16 protein-coding genes and 1 tRNA gene are annotated in these 16,895 nt (G+C 34.5%); 8 read left to right on the top strand and 9 right to left on the bottom strand.

The window, feature by feature from the left end:
* Positions 1-4 precede the first annotated feature (4 nt).
* Positions 5-1,606 (bottom strand): ABC transporter substrate-binding protein, encoded by a 1,602-nt coding sequence (locus A9G31_RS03400; RefSeq protein ID WP_065560442.1) that lies wholly within the window; start codon positions 1,604-1,606, stop codon positions 5-7.
* Positions 1,607-2,003: 397 nt separating this feature from the next.
* Here A9G31_RS03400 and adhP point away from each other — a divergent pair, with 397 nt between their 5' ends.
* Positions 2,004-3,038: an alcohol dehydrogenase AdhP gene (gene adhP / locus A9G31_RS03395; protein ID WP_065560441.1), complete on the top strand. Its 1,035-nt coding sequence runs from the start codon at positions 2,004-2,006 to the stop codon at positions 3,036-3,038.
* A 182-nt stretch (positions 3,039-3,220) separates the two neighbouring features.
* The gene (locus A9G31_RS03390) at positions 3,221-4,660 is read left to right on the top strand and encodes an APC family permease (RefSeq protein WP_065560440.1); all 1,440 of its coding nucleotides are present in this window, start codon (positions 3,221-3,223) and stop codon (positions 4,658-4,660) included.
* A 72-nt stretch (positions 4,661-4,732) separates the two neighbouring features.
* On the opposite strand, the gene A9G31_RS03385 is transcribed toward A9G31_RS03390, so the two are convergent.
* From A9G31_RS03385 to A9G31_RS03375, 3 genes are read right to left on the bottom strand one after another with little or no spacing between them, the layout of a single operon-like run.
* Positions 4,733-6,106 carry a PTS ascorbate transporter subunit IIC gene (locus tag A9G31_RS03385; protein ID WP_065560439.1) on the bottom strand — a complete coding sequence of 458 codons (1,374 nt, stop codon included), beginning with the start codon at positions 6,104-6,106 and terminating at the stop codon, positions 4,733-4,735.
* Positions 6,107-6,126: 20 nt separating this feature from the next.
* Positions 6,127-6,399: a PTS sugar transporter subunit IIB gene (locus A9G31_RS03380; RefSeq protein WP_065560438.1), complete on the bottom strand. Its 273-nt coding sequence runs from the start codon at positions 6,397-6,399 to the stop codon at positions 6,127-6,129.
* A gap of 32 nt (positions 6,400-6,431) precedes the next feature.
* Entirely contained in the window at positions 6,432-6,875 is a 444-nt protein-coding gene (locus A9G31_RS03375; RefSeq protein ID WP_065560437.1) for a PTS sugar transporter subunit IIA, read from the bottom strand.
* Positions 6,876-7,166: 291 nt separating this feature from the next.
* Here A9G31_RS03375 and A9G31_RS03370 point away from each other — a divergent pair, with 291 nt between their 5' ends.
* Positions 7,167-8,195: a LacI family DNA-binding transcriptional regulator gene (locus tag A9G31_RS03370; protein ID WP_065560436.1), complete on the top strand. Its 1,029-nt coding sequence runs from the start codon at positions 7,167-7,169 to the stop codon at positions 8,193-8,195.
* Between the two features lie 147 nt (positions 8,196-8,342).
* Here the strand turns inward: A9G31_RS03370 and A9G31_RS03365 are convergent.
* Both A9G31_RS03365 and tgt read right to left on the bottom strand, forming a co-directional pair.
* Positions 8,343-8,419, bottom strand: a tRNA-Pro gene (locus tag A9G31_RS03365).
* Positions 8,420-8,491: 72 nt separating this feature from the next.
* Positions 8,492-9,628, bottom strand: coding sequence for a tRNA guanosine(34) transglycosylase Tgt (gene tgt, locus A9G31_RS03360; protein ID WP_065560435.1), 1,137 nt, complete (start codon positions 9,626-9,628; stop codon positions 8,492-8,494).
* Positions 9,629-9,766: 138 nt separating this feature from the next.
* Here tgt and A9G31_RS03355 point away from each other — a divergent pair, with 138 nt between their 5' ends.
* Positions 9,767-10,447: a M48 family metalloprotease gene (locus tag A9G31_RS03355; RefSeq protein WP_065560434.1), complete on the top strand. Its 681-nt coding sequence runs from the start codon at positions 9,767-9,769 to the stop codon at positions 10,445-10,447.
* A gap of 88 nt (positions 10,448-10,535) precedes the next feature.
* Here the strand turns inward: A9G31_RS03355 and queA are convergent, their stop codons facing one another.
* A complete protein-coding gene (gene queA / locus A9G31_RS03350; RefSeq protein WP_065560433.1) occupies positions 10,536-11,567 on the bottom strand; it encodes a tRNA preQ1(34) S-adenosylmethionine ribosyltransferase-isomerase QueA in 1,032 nt (343 codons plus the stop codon).
* A 153-nt stretch (positions 11,568-11,720) separates the two neighbouring features.
* Between queA and A9G31_RS03345 the strand changes: the two genes are divergently transcribed.
* On the top strand, positions 11,721-12,479 hold the full coding sequence (locus A9G31_RS03345) for a M48 family metallopeptidase (RefSeq protein WP_065560432.1): 759 nt from the start codon (positions 11,721-11,723) through the stop codon (positions 12,477-12,479).
* Positions 12,480-12,793: 314 nt separating this feature from the next.
* The gene (locus A9G31_RS11745) at positions 12,794-12,940 is read left to right on the top strand and encodes a hypothetical protein (protein WP_176700346.1); all 147 of its coding nucleotides are present in this window, start codon (positions 12,794-12,796) and stop codon (positions 12,938-12,940) included.
* A gap of 63 nt (positions 12,941-13,003) precedes the next feature.
* Here the strand turns inward: A9G31_RS11745 and A9G31_RS03340 are convergent, their stop codons facing one another.
* The gene (locus tag A9G31_RS03340; protein ID WP_065560431.1) at positions 13,004-14,218 is read right to left on the bottom strand and encodes a pyridoxal phosphate-dependent aminotransferase; all 1,215 of its coding nucleotides are present in this window, start codon (positions 14,216-14,218) and stop codon (positions 13,004-13,006) included.
* A gap of 140 nt (positions 14,219-14,358) precedes the next feature.
* Between A9G31_RS03340 and A9G31_RS03335 the strand changes: the two genes are divergently transcribed.
* Positions 14,359-14,628: an ACT domain-containing protein gene (locus A9G31_RS03335; RefSeq protein ID WP_065560430.1), complete on the top strand. Its 270-nt coding sequence runs from the start codon at positions 14,359-14,361 to the stop codon at positions 14,626-14,628.
* 35 nt (positions 14,629-14,663) lie between these two features.
* Positions 14,664-16,019 carry a PFL family protein gene (locus tag A9G31_RS03330; protein ID WP_065560429.1) on the top strand — a complete coding sequence of 452 codons (1,356 nt, stop codon included), beginning with the start codon at positions 14,664-14,666 and terminating at the stop codon, positions 16,017-16,019.
* A 394-nt stretch (positions 16,020-16,413) separates the two neighbouring features.
* Here A9G31_RS03330 and A9G31_RS03325 read toward each other — a convergent pair.
* The coding region (locus A9G31_RS03325; RefSeq protein WP_141671368.1) for an IS5 family transposase at positions 16,414-16,895 on the bottom strand (482 nt) is incomplete at its 5' end.

The following is a 16,895-nucleotide window of genomic DNA, read 5'->3' as shown; positions in this document are numbered from 1 at the left end:
TTCCTTAATGTTCAATCCAAACATCAAACCAGCTACTTGAAGGCCAACGCGCTGTGTTATGATGGTTATGCACTTTAGTGCTGACAACAGAAATAAAATCACATTCAGTTGCAAACCATAGCGGTAATTCTTCATTGACTATATCGACTAATTCACTGTAGAGTTCTTTTCGTTTTGTTGGATCGATTTCAGTTGCAGCCGTATCGATCAAAGTATCAACTTTATCCGATTGCCAGCCATATTGGTTAGTCCATGGAGCACCATCAGGACTTCCAGAACGTAGCCAAACTGTTGTTGATACGGCTGGATCACCTCGATATTGATGCCAACCAGTTGCGATATCAAAATCATGCCGTTTATAAACGGCGCTTAACGCACCTGCTGTATCAAGATTAACGATAGTGACTTTTATGCCTACTTCAGCTAAAGATTGTTGAATAAAAGTAGCAAATAGTGGGACATCTTCACCATTATTGATATGAACTAGTTTTAAATCAAAACGAGTTCCGTCAGACTTTCTTTTATAACCTGCTTGATCTAGTAACTCTTCTGCCTTTTGTTTATCAAATGGGTAGATAATTTTACTATTGGAGGGATAAAAGGCTTTTGATGACGATGGAATAATTCCTGTTGCTGGTTTGCCTAAACCATATAAAAAGTCGTCTACAAAAAATGGTATATTGAGTGATTGGACTATTGCTTTTCTTACGTTTAAGTTAGCAATAATTGGATTGCGAAAGTTGAATTCAAGTGTGTTATTAAAAATATTAGCTTGTGAGCCTTTGGTTAATACTTCAAATTTTGTATTTTTCTTAAATCTATCAATATCAGCAAGGCTTAGTTTCGAATAAGCGCTCAAGTTGATTTGCCCACTTTCTAGTGCAGCAGCGGCGGAAGATTTATCATCGATGATGCGCCAAACAATTTTATCTAAATAAGGAAAACCTTTGCGCCAATAATCCACATTACGTTCAACAATAATATGTTGTCCTCGTTGATATTCGACGAATTTAAATGGTCCGGTGCCAACTGGGGCAGTATTATAAGGATTGTTTAAAATATCTGTCCCTTCATATAAATGTTTGGGAACCACATATCCAAGATCACCTAAAGCACGTAGTAACAGGTCTAATGGCATTGGGCGAGAATAATTAAATATGACTGTGTTATTATCAGGTGTATCAACAGAAGTTAAATTAAGTTGTAGGGCTGTTGAAAAATTTAAGCGTTTTTTCCAAAATTCGAGAGCATTGTATTGTACATCAGCTGAAGTAAAAGGTTTGCCATCATGCCATTTTACACCTTCACGCAGTTTGAAGGTAATCGTTTTACCATCAGGTGATGATGACCAAGAAGTTGCTAAAACAGGAACAATTTGTCCATTTGCATCAAGATCAACAAGCGATTCCACAATCTTTCCCGATACCTCATAGACACCAGTCGAAGCTCTTAGTGTAGGATTAAGAACTCGTTGTTCACCCGAATAATGGACAACTAATGTGCCACCATATTGTGGAGTGTCATTGTTATTAGCCATAACATGAAATGGCAACAAAATTGAAAAAAATGTAGTAATCAATGTTTTTTTTAAATTGAGAATTTTCATTTGTGCTCCTTAAAATAATCGTCGCCATATAAAAATATGCATGAAGTTAAGTATTTTTAGGATTTCACTATATGGATTTTAAATTAAATTGAGAAATGCCGATTACTCATATTTATATTACTTTTAGTTATATATTGAGCAAATAATTCATGAATGGTTTATCGATTGTATAATGTATTTATAAAACAGATAATTTTGAAACAGTTACATCCTATTTTAATGTGTTGAGTTATTATTGTAGTATTGGAAAATTTCATTAAATTGTACATTTTAGTGTGGATCATTAAATAATCAATGTTATTTAATGAAATTGTGAAATTACTCATATTTTTCAAAAATAATTAGTTTAGAATGATAAGTAATCATGTTTTAACTTTAAAATTATTTAGGAGAAAAAATGAAAGCAGCAGTTATTAAGCAAGAGTGCGATGGTCAAGTCGAAATCAAAGATATTCCTATTCGACCTTTAGAAGCAGGGGAGGCCTTAGTTGATGTTGAGTATTGTGGTCTTTGTCATACTGATCTTCATGTTGCAGCTGGCGATTTTGGTAAAAAACCAGGTCGTGTTATTGGACATGAAGGTGTAGGAATTGTGACTAAAGTTGCCCCAGATGTAAAAAGTTTAAAAGTTGGTGATCGGGTTAGTATTGCCTGGTTCCATGCTGGTTGTGGTACTTGTGAATATTGTATCTCTGGGCAAGAAACGTTTTGTCGTAATGCATTAAACTCTGGATATACTGTTGATGGAGGTATGGCAGAGCAGTGCATTGTTAAAGCTGATTATGCGGTTAAAGTACCAGAAGGGCTCGATCCTGCACAAGCAACAAGTGTAACTTGTGCTGGTGTGACTACCTATAAAGGTATTAAAGTGGCTGCTACTAAACCAGGACAATGGCTTGCAGTATTGGGGATTGGTGGTTTGGGAACACTTGCTGTCGAATATGGTAAAAAAGTGTTTAATAATAAAGTGGTTGCTATTAGTAACAGCGATAGCCAATTAGAATTATGTAAAACACTAGGTGCTGATTTGGTCGTTAATCCTAAAAAAGTTGAGGATGTGGGAGCTTATATTAAAGAACACACAGGAGGGGGAGTGCACGGTGCTGTTGTAACTTCTGTGACTAAAACAGCATTCAATCAGGCCATCAATTCAGTGCGACCTTTAGGGCGTGTGGTAGCCTTAGGTTTGCCTTCAGAAAATATGGATTTAAGTATTCCTAAAACCGTGTTAGATGGTATTCACGTTTTAGGTTCATTGGTTGGTACTCGTGAAGATTTAGCAGAAGCATTTCAGTTTAGTGCAGAAGGAAAGGTCGTGCCGATAGTTGAAAAAAGACCGTTGGAAGATATCAATGATATGATCGACGAAATGAAAGCAGGTAAAATTCGAGGTCGTATGGTTGTCGATATGAAAATGAAGAAGGCTAAATAAGTTAACTTTATTTGTAATTCAAAAGCTGGCTATATGCTGGCTTTTTTTATAAATAAAAATATTATTTATTTGATTTATTAATTCTTTTATATAAACAATACTAATCTTCCTTGTGTTTTACGAATAATTCCCTATCATAACAAAATTTCGCCGTTAATTTTATATGTTTTAAGAGGAACTTTATGGCAGATCACAATTTAGAGAATAACTTGCGCAAGGATCTTGGTTTAGTTTCTGCATTATCACTAGTCGTTGGAATGGTTTTAGGTGCAGGAGCTTTTATGAAACCACCATCAGTATTAGAAGTTACTGGTGATTATAATTATGCACTATTAGCGTGGATAATAGGTGGCGCCATTTCTATTTGTGGCGGGTTAACACTTTGTGAATTAGGTGTAATGTTCCCAAAAACAGGAGGGATGCTGGTTTATTTAGAAAAAATATATGGCACTAAAATTTCTCATCTCTATGGTTGGATGATGACAGTTATTTTTGCTCCTTCATTAATTGGAGCATTGGTTGGGTATTTTAGTTCAGTATTTTGCCTATTATTTAGTATTGATGATGCTTATAGAATGGCGGTGAGTGCTGGTGTTTTGGGTTTTATTGCCTTTATTAATGCTATTGGTATTAGAGAAGCAGGTTATTTACAGATGATTGCTACAGTTTGTAAACTTATTCCTATATTGTTATTGGCTATATTTGGATTATGTGAAGGTAATGGCCAAGTCGCGTTATTCACTGCTAGTGGGCAAGGTATTGAATCGTATGCTCCTTTTGCAGTAGCTATCCTTGCAACTCTTTTTGCTTATGATGGTTGGGCACAAGTAGCGTCAGTAGCTGGGGAAATTAATAATCCATCAAAAGTATTACCTAAAGCGATTATTTTTGGCATTATTTTTCTTGTAGTTGTTTACGCTTGTATTAATATTGCATTATTTAAAATTTTTCCTGTCCAAGAGATGATTTCACTAGGTCATGAAGCATCATCTGTTGCTTCACAACGCATGTTTGGGCATTTTGGGGGGAATCTTGTTGCTGTTGGTATTATGGTTTCGATTCTTGGCGGAATTAATGGATATATTATGACGCTATCTCGTACTATATTTAGTATGGCTGAGCGGGGAACTATTATTGGGGCGTGTTATTTAAGTACTATTGATGATGATAGCCGTTCACCAGTTAATGCGATTATTGTTTTAGTTATTTTTTCTTTTTTATATTCAACGCTTCTTGATGCAGATCGCTTATCAGAAATATCAATGTTTTCAATTTGGGTGTTTTATTTACTAACGTTTATTGGGGTGATGGTTGCTCGGAAAAAATACCCGGATGTACATAGACCTTATAAAGTTATTGGTTATCCAATAATTCCTATCATTGCAATGCTAGGGGCGGCTTATGTTATTTACGGTATGTTAGTTTACCAAACCATAAATGGTATTGTTTCTATCGTACTGACTTTAATTGGTTTGCCAATATATTATTACTATGGTAAAAATAGAGAACATTCTCTTGGTGAAATGAAAAAATATAAAATAAAAAGAATGGTAACCATTGCAGTTTCAACAATTATTATTATTAGTTTGTTTGTTGCTTATGGTTTTTTTGTTAGCAACTAAACAATTAAAAGGGTTTATAAAAAAATGCCAGACAAATTGTCTGGCATAATATTTTTTTAAATGAGATAGTAATTATTTACTCGACATTCTCTCCGATACTTTTTTAGGTTTAAAGATATAGTTGAATATTACTAATAGTGCAAAAATAGCAATAAAAATACTCATAATAATATCTTTATTAAACCATTTTGCCATATTACCTAGAATAATCCCAATACCACAAAAATCCACGTCTGAGAAAGTTGTATTTGCAAAACCAAGTGATCCTAAAACAGGCAATAAAAGAACCGGTAAAAATGTTACTAATAAACCATTAGCAAATGAGCCAAGCATTGCACCTCGGCGACCACCCATAGCGTTACCAAACACGCCTGCTGTTGCTCCACAGAAGAAATGGGGAACTACACTAGGAAGTATAAGTACAGTATTTAATTTCCCTAAAACAAATAGACCTACTAATCCGCCAAGGAAGCTAAATAAGAAACCGATCAAAACAGCATTTGGTGCATATGGGAAAACAACAGGACAATCTAAGGCAGGTTTTGCATTTGGAACTAATTTTTCTGAAAAACCAGTAAATGCAGGTACGATTTCAGCAAGAATAAGTCTAACACCTTGTAGAATGATAAAGACGCCTGCTGCAAAGGTAATCGCTTCTATAATAGCATAAACGAGATAATTATCACCTTTACTTAAGGTTGTTTGAACATACTCAGAACCCGCAAATATTGAAAGAATTAAATAAATGATCATCATCGTTAATGAGATAGAAATTGAACTATCACGTAAAAAGCTTAAATTTTTAGGCAAATTCATATCTTCAGTTGAACGAGAATTTTTACCAAACAATTTACCAAGATAGCCAGCTAGTATATATCCTAAAGTACCAAAGTGACCAAACGCTACATCATCATTTCCTATAATTTTACGCATCTGTGGTTGAGCTAAAGCAGGGAAAAAAGCCATAATTAGCCCTAATACCAATGAACCAGTAAATACTAATTGCCAACCATCAAAATCAGCAACTTTTAAAATAATACTGATCATACAAGCCATGTAGAAAGTATGATGGCCGGTTAAGAAAATAAATTTTAAACGTGTAAATCTGGCCACAACGATATTGGCAATCATACCAAAAGCCATAATTAATGCAGTTGCTGTACCGTACTCATTTAAAGCCATAGAAACAATGGCTTCATTATTAGGTATAATCCCTTGTAATTTAAAAGCTTGTTCAAACATCATACCTAATGGAGTTATAGCACTTATAAGTACGCTAGCACCACCGCTTAATACTAAAAACCCCAAAATGGTTTTAACTGTTCCTTTTACCGTATCAGCAAATGATTTGCGTTGGACGACAAGCCCAGCCATAGCAATAAAGCCAACTAGTATTGCTGGTGTTTTTAGAATATCAACAATAAACTTTATTATTTCTTGGATCATAGCAACACTCCATAATTTGATTAGTGTTTTGCAAAAAATTCAACTAGTTTAGATTCTAAGTCATTAATATCAATAATATTGTTGAGAACAACTAGTTTATCGGCAGGAATTCCAGAACTGGTTGCTAAATCTTTTGTCATGACAAATAAATCTGCTTGTTCTGGTGTTGCAGATGCAAGATCCGCATGTGTAACCTCTGCATCGATATTAATTTTTTTTAATACTTTTTTAATATTCATTTCAACCATAAAACTACTACCAAGACCTGAACCACAAACAGCCATAATTTTCATTTTATATATCCTTTTATTGAGTTTAATTAAATTTAATAGTTATTAATAACAGACAATATTTGATCAGAGGTTTGTGCATCAAAAATTTTTTTTATATCAATTGCTTCACCAAACAGTGCTGCTAATTGAGTTAATATTTCAATGTGGCTAGTATTATCATTCGCTGCTAATAAAGTAATTAAATAAACTGGATCATTTTCTTGTGAATTAAATTTGACTCCTTTTTTTACTAATAGCATTGATAAGCCTAATTGGTTTACGCCTTGTTCTGGCCTAGCATGAGGCATGGCAATACCTGGAGCCAATACATAGTAAGGTCCAATTGATTCATGAAGATGAAAAATTGCTTGAATATAATCAGGTGAAATATTTTTATTTTGTAATAAAGGTTTTGCGCAAAGTTGTATTGCTGCCTTCCAATCATCCACTGAATCAACAATGTTGACCGTTTGACTTGTTAACCATTTTGCTAACATTTTTCCTCCGCTAGATTTGATCTTATTTTGAGCATATTAGGAAATTAACACACAGTGTAATAATAGAAATAAAAAAAAATAAGAAATGTGATAGCGCTATCAAAGTTGATAAAATTTTCAATTATTATGTGATATAGATAACATTTTTAATAAATTAATCAAATAATACTATTTAGCATAGTTGTATTATTTATTTAATTGTGATTTAAAAAGATGGATTCATAATTTCACATAAAGTTATGATATATCCTATGTTAATATACTATTGCTAAAAGTTAATTAGGATGAAAGATGCAGGATATAAAAAAGCGAAAAAGTACTGGACAGATTACTTTATTTGATGTTGCTAAATATGCTGGTGTTGGAACTATGACGGTATCTCGTGCTTTACGAACACCAGAGCGAGTCTCAGATAAACTTCGAAAAAAAATTCAATTAGCTGTTGATGCTTTAGGTTACAAACCAAATATTGCAGCGAGTTTGTTAGCATCAGCATCCGCTAATAAAGTTATTGCAGTTATAACCACCAAGATCCATGATTACTCAACTCAAATGTTGCTTGATGCATTACAAACGAGTCTAGCAGAAAAAGGTTATACTGTATTGATCATCGAGTCTTACCACTACCTTAAATGCGAATCACAATTATTAAATACACTATATAGCCATAACCTTGAGGCAATTTTGCTTTTTTATATTGAAAGAGATGATTTTATTCGACAGGTGGTTTTGAACAAAACTGTTCCTATTATAAATATTGGTAAGCAGTATGATAAATTAACTAATATGAATGTTGAATTGGATGATAGTTTAGCAATGTATATGTTGACAGAACATGTAATTAAAAAAGGTTATCGATATATTGGATTGCTTTGTGCTAACGAGCAATACTATCTTTTTCAACAACGTTTACATGGCTGGCACAAAGCAATGATAGATTACCATTTATCTACTCATAGGATCATTAATGCAGCTAAACCTGCTAATTTTAGTACTGGAAGCGAATTGCTGCCAGATGTGCTTTTGAATTGGCCTGAGATTGATGCATTAATCTGTACGACAGATGCATTAGCATGTGGAGTACTTTATGAGTGCCAAAGGCGGCATATTCGTGTTCCATATCAATTAGCCGTAAGTGGTTTTGGAGATAGCGAGTTTAGCAAAGTAAGTTTTCCTCCATTAACAACTGTTGCTCAACCATCTAAAAAAATTGGCAAATATATAGCTAATCTATTATTAAATGAATTAAAAAATGAAAATAATTATAAACCTGATTTATCAGTGTTAGTACCAATGATTCAATCAAGAGATAGCTTATAAATTTTGTTAGAATAGTGTAATAAAAAGAAGATCTCTTATTTAATAAGTCCCGTCTTTTTTGATAGTTGTACAAATTTCAATTCGCTTAAATTCAAGCAAAGCAGAGCTAAATAAAAACTACTCAAATCGACAGTTTTTTCACAAAATTGGTCGGCGAGAGAGGATTCGAACCTCCGACCCACTGGTCCCAAACCAGTTGCGCTACCAAGCTGCGCTACTCGCCGTTGGAAGCGCATAATACTGCGCTTCCTAAAAAGTGTCAATACCTACGATAAAAATTTATATCTGCTATGTCCTTATTTCGATAAAGGTGCTGGTGTTTTACCAATTCGTTGATAAAATTCAATGACAAAATCTTCGTAACGTTTATTCGCAACAGCTTCACGAATTTCAGCCATTAAACGTTGATAATAACGTAAATTGTGGATGGTATTTAGGCGTGCACCTAAAATCTCACCGCACTTATCTAAATGATGAAGATATGATTTAGTATAATTTTTGCAAGTATAACAATCACAATGAGGATCAAGCGGAGTAGTGTCGTCTTTATATTTTGCATTACGAATTTTAATCACACCATTTGTGACAAATAAGTGACCATTACGTGCATTACGGGTTGGCATCACACAGTCAAACATATCAATACCTCGACGTACACCTTCAACTAAATCTTCAGGTTTACCCACGCCCATTAGGTAACGAGGTTTATCGGCTGGTAATTGTGGGCAAGTACCCTCCAAAATGCGATGCATATCAGCTTTAGGTTCTCCAACAGCTAATCCACCAACAGCGTAGCCATCAAAGCCTATTTCGGTCAATCCTTTAATTGAGATATCACGTAATTCTTGATGTATTCCACCTTGCACAATACCAAAGAGTGCATTTTTGTTGCCTAATTCATCAAAACGCTTTCGGCTACGTTTAGCCCAACGTAAAGACATTTCCATTGATTTTTTGACATAATCCCAATCAGCAGGAAAGGGAGCGCATTCATCAAAAATCATCACAATATCAGAACCAAGATCATATTGAATTTCCATTGAAACTTCAGGTGATAAGAAAATCGAATCACCATTAATTGGATTACGGAAATAGACACCTTCCTCTTTGATTTTGCGGATATCACCTAAACTAAAGACTTGAAACCCTCCCGAATCGGTCAAAATTGGGCCATGCCACTGCATAAAATCATGTAAATCACCATGTTTTCGTATGATTTCTTGTCCAGGCCTTAACCATAAATGGAATGTGTTGCCTAGTAAAATTTGCGCTCCAGTTGCAGTAACCTCTTCAGGGGTCATGCCTTTTACTGTGCCATAAGTGCCAACAGGCATAAATGCAGGTGTTTCAACAGTATATTCGACTCCACGACGATCGAATTTCATACGTCCTCGACGAGCAAGTCCATCGGTATTGTTTAGTTCAAATTTCATTTTTTAGTTAACCTCTTGCGACCAAATAAACAGTTTGGCGCGAATTATTGTTATAATACGTTATAGTATCATTAATTTGCGGTATTAGTTTATCGTGCTAGTTCTCAATAAACAATATTTGATAAGGATTTAAGGATTTTGAGGTATATTGATTTATTTTTAATATCATGTTTTTCAATTATTTTGTTAGTTGGTTGTCAAAATCAAAATAACAAAGCTGTATTAACTATTACATCAGAGCAAATTAAACATTTATCTGAACAAGATATAGAGACTATTGGTGCACAAGTGTGTGCTGATTCAGATAAACGATCTGTTATTGCTAATGAAAATAGTTGGCTCAACCAAAAACTTGAAAGGTTAACCGGAACGCTACCTAAAAAGATTAATAATATTGAAGTAAATTATAAAGTTTATTTAAATACAGATCCTAATGCATGGTCAACTGCTAATGGCTGTATTCGCATAAACAGTGGGTTAATAAAATTATTAAACGATAATGAATTACAGGCAGTTTTAGCTCATGAACAAGCACATATTGCTCTTAAACATGCTATAAAATCATTTAGACTAACCCCTTACGTTGAGATAACCAATAAAGATGTAGTTATTCTTGTAAAAAAAGAGGTTGCTCAACAATTTGAGTTTGAGGCCGATTATTATGCTTTGGAGTTATTAATGAGCAGAAATATAAATCCAACAGGGCTTGTAACTATGTTAAAAAAAATGCCCATTCATTCAACAAATAATATAACAACATCACATCCATCAAATATAAAACGTATTGATCGTATTTTAGAAAAATTAGGTACTATATAAGTATTTATATAGATAGGTTTAATATAGCCAATTAAATTTGAGCTTAGTTTGATTTTATTGGCTACTTTCTTGATATATTAAAATATTTTTAATTTTGTGCTGTAATAAACATAGCATCACCATAACTAAAAAATCGATAGTTTTCTTTAACGGCATGTTGGTAAGCCTTCATGGTATTTTCGTAGCCAGCGAAGGCAGAAACAAGCATAATCAAAGTTGATTCAGGTAAATGAAAATTGGTTATAAGTGAATCAATGACTTTAAATTGATAGCTAGGATAAATAAAAATTTGGGTATCGGCAAAAAAAGGTGCTATTTTCCCTGTTTTTTGTGCTGCACTTTCTAAAGCTCGAACAGAAGTTGTTCCCACAGCGATAACTTTTTTGTTTCGTGCTTTACATGCTAACACCGCTTCCACAACAGTTTCCGGTACTTCAGCATATTCAGAGTGCATAATATGGGTTTCAATGTTTTCAACCCTAACTGGTTGGAATGTTCCTGCTCCAACGTGTAGAGTGACAAATGCCATTTCGACGCCTTTCTGTTTTAGTTTTTCTAATAAAGGTTTATCGAAATGAAGACCGGCCGTGGGTGCAGCAACGGCTCCTGGCACTTTACTATACACTGTTTGATAAACTTCCCAATCTTGTTCATTATCAGGACGATCAATATATGGCGGTAATGGAATATGACCTATTTTATTTAAAATACTAAGAACATCATTTGGAAATTGCAATTCAAATAAAGCATCGTGACGTGTTAGCATGGTAACCTTAATAGGGTCATTTTCACCTAATATTAGTTCAGCACCTGCTTTGGGTGATTTGGATGCCTTAATATGCACAAGGGCTCGGTTATTATCTAATATCCTTTCAATTAATACTTCAATTTTTCCACCCGAAGCCTTTTTTCCATATAAGCGAGCAGGAATAACTTTAGTATTATTGAAAATAAGTAAATCACCCGGATTGATTTTATCGATAATATCAGTAAAAACATTATCTTCAATTTTACCTGTGCGACTATCAAGTGATAAAAGTTTACAGGCACTTCTGGTTTCTGAAGGATGTTTGGCAATTAGCTCTTTAGGAAGATAAAAATCAAAATCGGATAGTTGCATAATCGTGTTCCTCAAAAATGAGGCATTAGTCTAAAGCCCTGATATTGTCTAATCAAGCAATTATTTGTTGATTATTATAAAAGTTACGTTAAAATTTCAATTGTCTAAAAAAAATTAGGCATTTGACATTTATATTAATATAAGGAAAAGAGTATGAATAAACATCAAAAAACATTGTTGGTTGCACTGCCTTTAGTTGCTGCAATGTCACTCGCTGGTTGTAAAAATATGAGCGCAGATGACTTAACTAGTCTTGGCATGAAAGGTTTGAAAGCTGCTACTCTAAGTGATAATGATGTGAAAGCATTAAGTCAACAATCATGCGCTGAAATGGATGCACAATCAAAAGTTGCTCCAGCAAAAAGCGCTTATACTAAACGATTGAATAAAATCGCTAAAACACTTGGTAATAATCTAAACGGAACACCAATTAACTATAAAGTATACATTACAAAAGATGTCAACGCATGGGCAATGGCTAATGGTTGTGTTCGTGTATATAGTGGTTTAATGGATATGATGACTGATAACGAAATTCAAGGTGTTTTAGGTCACGAACTAGGCCACGTTGCTTTAGGTCATAGTAAAAAAGCAATGCAAGTTGCTTATGCAACTGAAATTGCACGTGATGCAGCAGCAGCATCTGGTAATGCAAAAATTGCCACTTTATCTAAATCTAGCTTAGGCGCTTTAGCATCAGCAGTGATTAATTCTCAGTTTTCACAAAAACAAGAACAAGATGCAGATAATTACTCTTTTGATTTCTTAGTTAAGAAAAAAATTAATCCAGCAGGACTTGCATCCGCATTTGATAAATTAGGTGGTGGTGATGCTTCAATCTTAAGTAGCCATCCATCTTCAGCTGATCGAGCAAACAATATTCGTAAAAAAATTGCTGAACTTAAAAAATAAGTACAGTAATTTTTAATCTAAAGCGCTATTAAGCGCTTTTTTATTTGGTACCAAATAAATTAATTTTACAAGTTAAGGTCAAATCTTAAGGCGTGGAACAAATGGGTGAAATTGAAAGGTAAGTTTTGGAACAGTCAATTTTCTATTCTTGCCGCGACAATTATAGAGGGAGTATTTAGCAGCTAATCAAAGACATTAACAATACTGTTTAGTTTGAAAATATGAAATTTTTAACCGTAATGTTAGGTACTCAGCCAGAGTTATTGCGTAATACTCAGCGTTTCTATCGATAAGTTGCTCATATCCATGATGAAATGGCTAAAGGTAATATGGCTATTTATATAGGTGCAAATAAATTGCAAGAACAAATAGATATTATAGAAAAAGAACTTACACCTGCATTAGAATCAAGAACTAAAAAGATTGAGAAAAGCTTTGAAGGTATATGTATGGTCTTATAAATCTATTCTGACTGAGTTATTGGAATTACCCCAGTTGAAACTGGGGATTAATCAATGAGCGATTTATTGCTTATAGGAAGATAGAAAGTGAGCAAATCTTCCAATAGCCTCTTCAAGTTGGCCGGAATGAGGCAAAGCAACAATTCTAACGTGATCCGGTTTATGCCAATTAAAGCCGGTTCCTTGTACAAGTAATACTTTTTCTTGTAACAAAAAATCTAATACAAGTTTTTGGTCGTTATGGATGTTGAATTTTTTCTGATCTAATTTTGGAAATAGATACAAAGCACCTTGTGGTTTAGTACATGAAACCCCAGGGATTTCATTAAGTAAACGCCATGCCAACATACATTGATCATATAAGCGACCTCCAGGAACAATAAATTCATTGATGCTTTGGTAGCCTCCTAGCGCTCCTTGAATAGCATGTTGTAATGGCACATTGGCACATAAACGCATTGAAGCTAGCATATTTAAGCCTTCAATATAGCCTTTTACATGGTTTTTTGGACCACAAAGCGCCATCCAGCCTTGCCTAAAACCAGCAACTCGATAAGTTTTTGATAGGCCACACATGGTAATGACAAATAAATCGGGTGCCAATGCGGCAATTGAATAATGCACTGCATCATCATATAAAATTTTATCGTAAATCTCATCAGCGAAGATGATTAGATTATTTTGACGAGCGATTTCAGCGATCTCAAGTAATACTTCTTTACTATAAACAGCGCCTGTCGGGTTGTTAGGATTAATAATTACTATTCCTTTAGTGTTTGGAGTTATTTTCCGTTTAATATCTTCAATATCAGGTGACCAATTTGCTTCTTCATCGCAAAGATAGTGCACAGCGCTCCCTCCAGACAAACTAATAGCCGCTGTCCATAATGGGTAATCGGGCATAGGTACAAGTACTTCATCACCACTATTTAGTAAAGCCTGCATGGATTGAACGATTAATTCTGATACACCATTACCGATGTAAATATCTTCAACATCTAAACTATTAATTCCGCGAGCTTGATAATACTGCATGATTGCTTTACGGGCAGAATAAAGGCCTTTAGAATCGGAATATCCTTGTGAGGAAGGTAAGTTTCTAATCACATCAATTAATAATTCATCAGGCGCAGCAAAACCGAAAGGCGCTGGGTTACCAATATTGAGTTTCAGGATAGTTTGACCTTCTTCTTCCAGTCGTTTTGCATGCTCTAGAATTGGACCACGGATATCGTAACAAACATGATCCAATTTTGTGGATTTCGAGAAATTTACCATAAGTTGCTCTTTTTAGTTCTTGTGTTTACATTTTTACTGAAAAAAACAATCTACTCCTATTTCGATAATTTTTGAAGATGCTATTATAGTTAGCTCAATAAATATTATTTAATTGTCTATTTTTTGTGCGGAGTAGTGTTATGAAAACCATTTTAACGGTAATTGGTAAAGATCAAACAGGTATTATTGCTGGTATTAGCCAAAAGTTATATGAATTAGATATTAATATTTTAGATGTCAGCCAAACTATCATGGATGAGTATTTTACGATGATTATGTTACTTGACCTATCTAAAATTAATGTGTCATTTGATGAAGTAAAAACTGTGTTGATGCAAACAGGTGAAAATCTAAAAGTTAAAGTTAATCTTCAAAGAGAAGAAATTTTTGATGCTATGCATCGTTTATAATATTAATTCTATATTTTAATAAAAGGATAATACTAATGGAAACAAAACAGATCCTCGAAACCATTAAAATGATTGAGGAAGAAAAACTTGATATCCGCACAATAACCATGGGTATTTCTCTTCTTGATTGTATAGATAGTGATGGTGAAAAAGCACGCCAAAAGATTTATAACAAAATTACACGTCTGGCAAAAGATCTTGTTAAAGTAGGTGATCAGATTACTTCAGAATTCGGTATTCCAATAATCAATAAGCGTATTTCTGTTACGCCAATATCTTTAATTGCCGGTGCTAGTGATGATAAAGATTATGTAGCGTTTGCTAAAACTTTGGACGAAGCGGCCAAAGCAGTTGGTGTTAACTTTATTGGTGGATTTTCAGCACTGGTACAAAAAGGTTACCATAAAGGGGATGAAATTTTAATTAAATCAATTCCCCAAGCACTTGCACAGACTGAACGAGTTTGCTCTTCGGTAAATGTTGGCTCTACACAAACGGGGATCAACATGGATGCAGTAAAGCAAATGGGTAATGTCATCAAAGAAGCCGCGCAATTAACAGCTGATAATAGTAGCATGGCCTGTGCTAAGTTAGTTGTGTTTGCTAATGCTGTTGAAGATAATCCATTTATGGCAGGTGCCTTTCATGGCGTAGGGGAAGCTGATTGCGTCATTAACGTTGGTGTCAGTGGTCCTGGTGTAGTTAAGCGAGCACTTGAAAAAGTCAAAGGTCAGCCATTTGATGTTGTAGCTGAGATTATCAAAAAAACTTCATTTAAAATTACTCGTATGGGGCAACTGGTTGGTAAAGAGGCTTCTGAACGTTTAGGCGTTAAATTTGGTATTGTCGATTTATCGTTAGCTCCAACCCCAGCAATTGGTGATTCGGTTGCACACATTTTAGAAGAAATGGGATTAGAAGCAGTTGGTACACACGGTACAACTGCAGCACTAGCTATGCTAAACGATGCGGTTAAAAAAGGTGGAGTAATGGCTTGTGGCCATGTTGGCGGATTAAGCGGTGCATTTATTCCTGTTTCGGAAGATGCTGGTATGATTGATGCTGTAAATAACGGTGCACTTAATCTTGAAAAACTAGAAGCAATGACCTGTGTTTGTTCTGTTGGTCTGGATATGATTGCAATTCCAGGCGATACACCAGCTGAAACTATTTCGGCTATTATTGCAGATGAGGCTGCAATAGGGGTGATTAACCACAAAACAACAGCTGTGCGAATTATTCCAGCCGAGGGATTAAAAGTAGGAGATAACATTGAATTTGGTGGTTTACTTGGCCATGCTCCCGTTATGTCAGTAAACAAATTTAGTTCATGTGATTTTATTAATCGAGGTGGAAGAATTCCCGCTCCAATTCATTCATTTAAAAACTAATATATTTATTTCTCTTATTCCGCCTACACTAAAATAGGCGGAATATCAAAAAATTAATCTGTTTATCATTTCCGTAAAATACATTTTTAATTTCTACTCAATAATTATTTCAACATAATTATCCCTATGATGAGCAATATCTTGGATATTATTTGGTATCAAATCCATTCGTCTCTTTTATCTTAATTTCTTAAAATTAGTGATATTAAATTAGTGCTGATTTATTTCAGGAAATAGCAAATTAGTAATATTTTATAAAGTAGCAGATCACATAATGATGGAGGACGAAATGGGAAATGAATCTAACGAGAAAATATTTTTTGAAGATTTGATTCTTTTAGATAAAAACTTTCAGAATACTAGGGGCTGTTGATCTTTGCTGTACATAAATTACTCAACAATACATTGGCAGCCACATTAACATAAATGCCAGTGATACCATACTGGCATAATTCCTTTCTAACTTATCGTATCTAGTTGATATTGAACGATATTGCTTGATTCTAGCAAAGGCATTCTCGACTAAATGACGATAGCGATAAAGGCACCTATCCATACTGCTTTTATCTATATCCTTACCATAATTACGTTTAGCAATCACCGTTCGTCCGCCTTTTTGACGAACAAAGCACCGAAAAGGCTCGCTGTCATAACCTTTATCGGCTATCACTGTATTGACTTCATCGAGCTTTTCAACTAGGTTTTCTGCATAAGTGATATCATGTCGTTGTCCTTCAGAAAGCTCAAAACAAATAGGCAAACCACCACTATCAACCGCAAGATGAATTTTAGTTGAATTACCACCACAGCTCTGACCTATTTGCTCGGAATACTCCGTTGCAGCGCCTGTACTATGTTGATGAGCCCTGATAATCG

The sequence above is a fragment of the Gilliamella sp. Gris1-4 genome (assembly GCF_001690335.1).
GTDB lineage: Bacteria > Pseudomonadota > Gammaproteobacteria > Enterobacterales > Orbaceae > Gilliamella > Gilliamella apicola_P.
The sequence above is the reverse complement of the archived record's forward strand: the minus strand, read 5'-3'. Positions and strand labels throughout refer to the sequence as shown.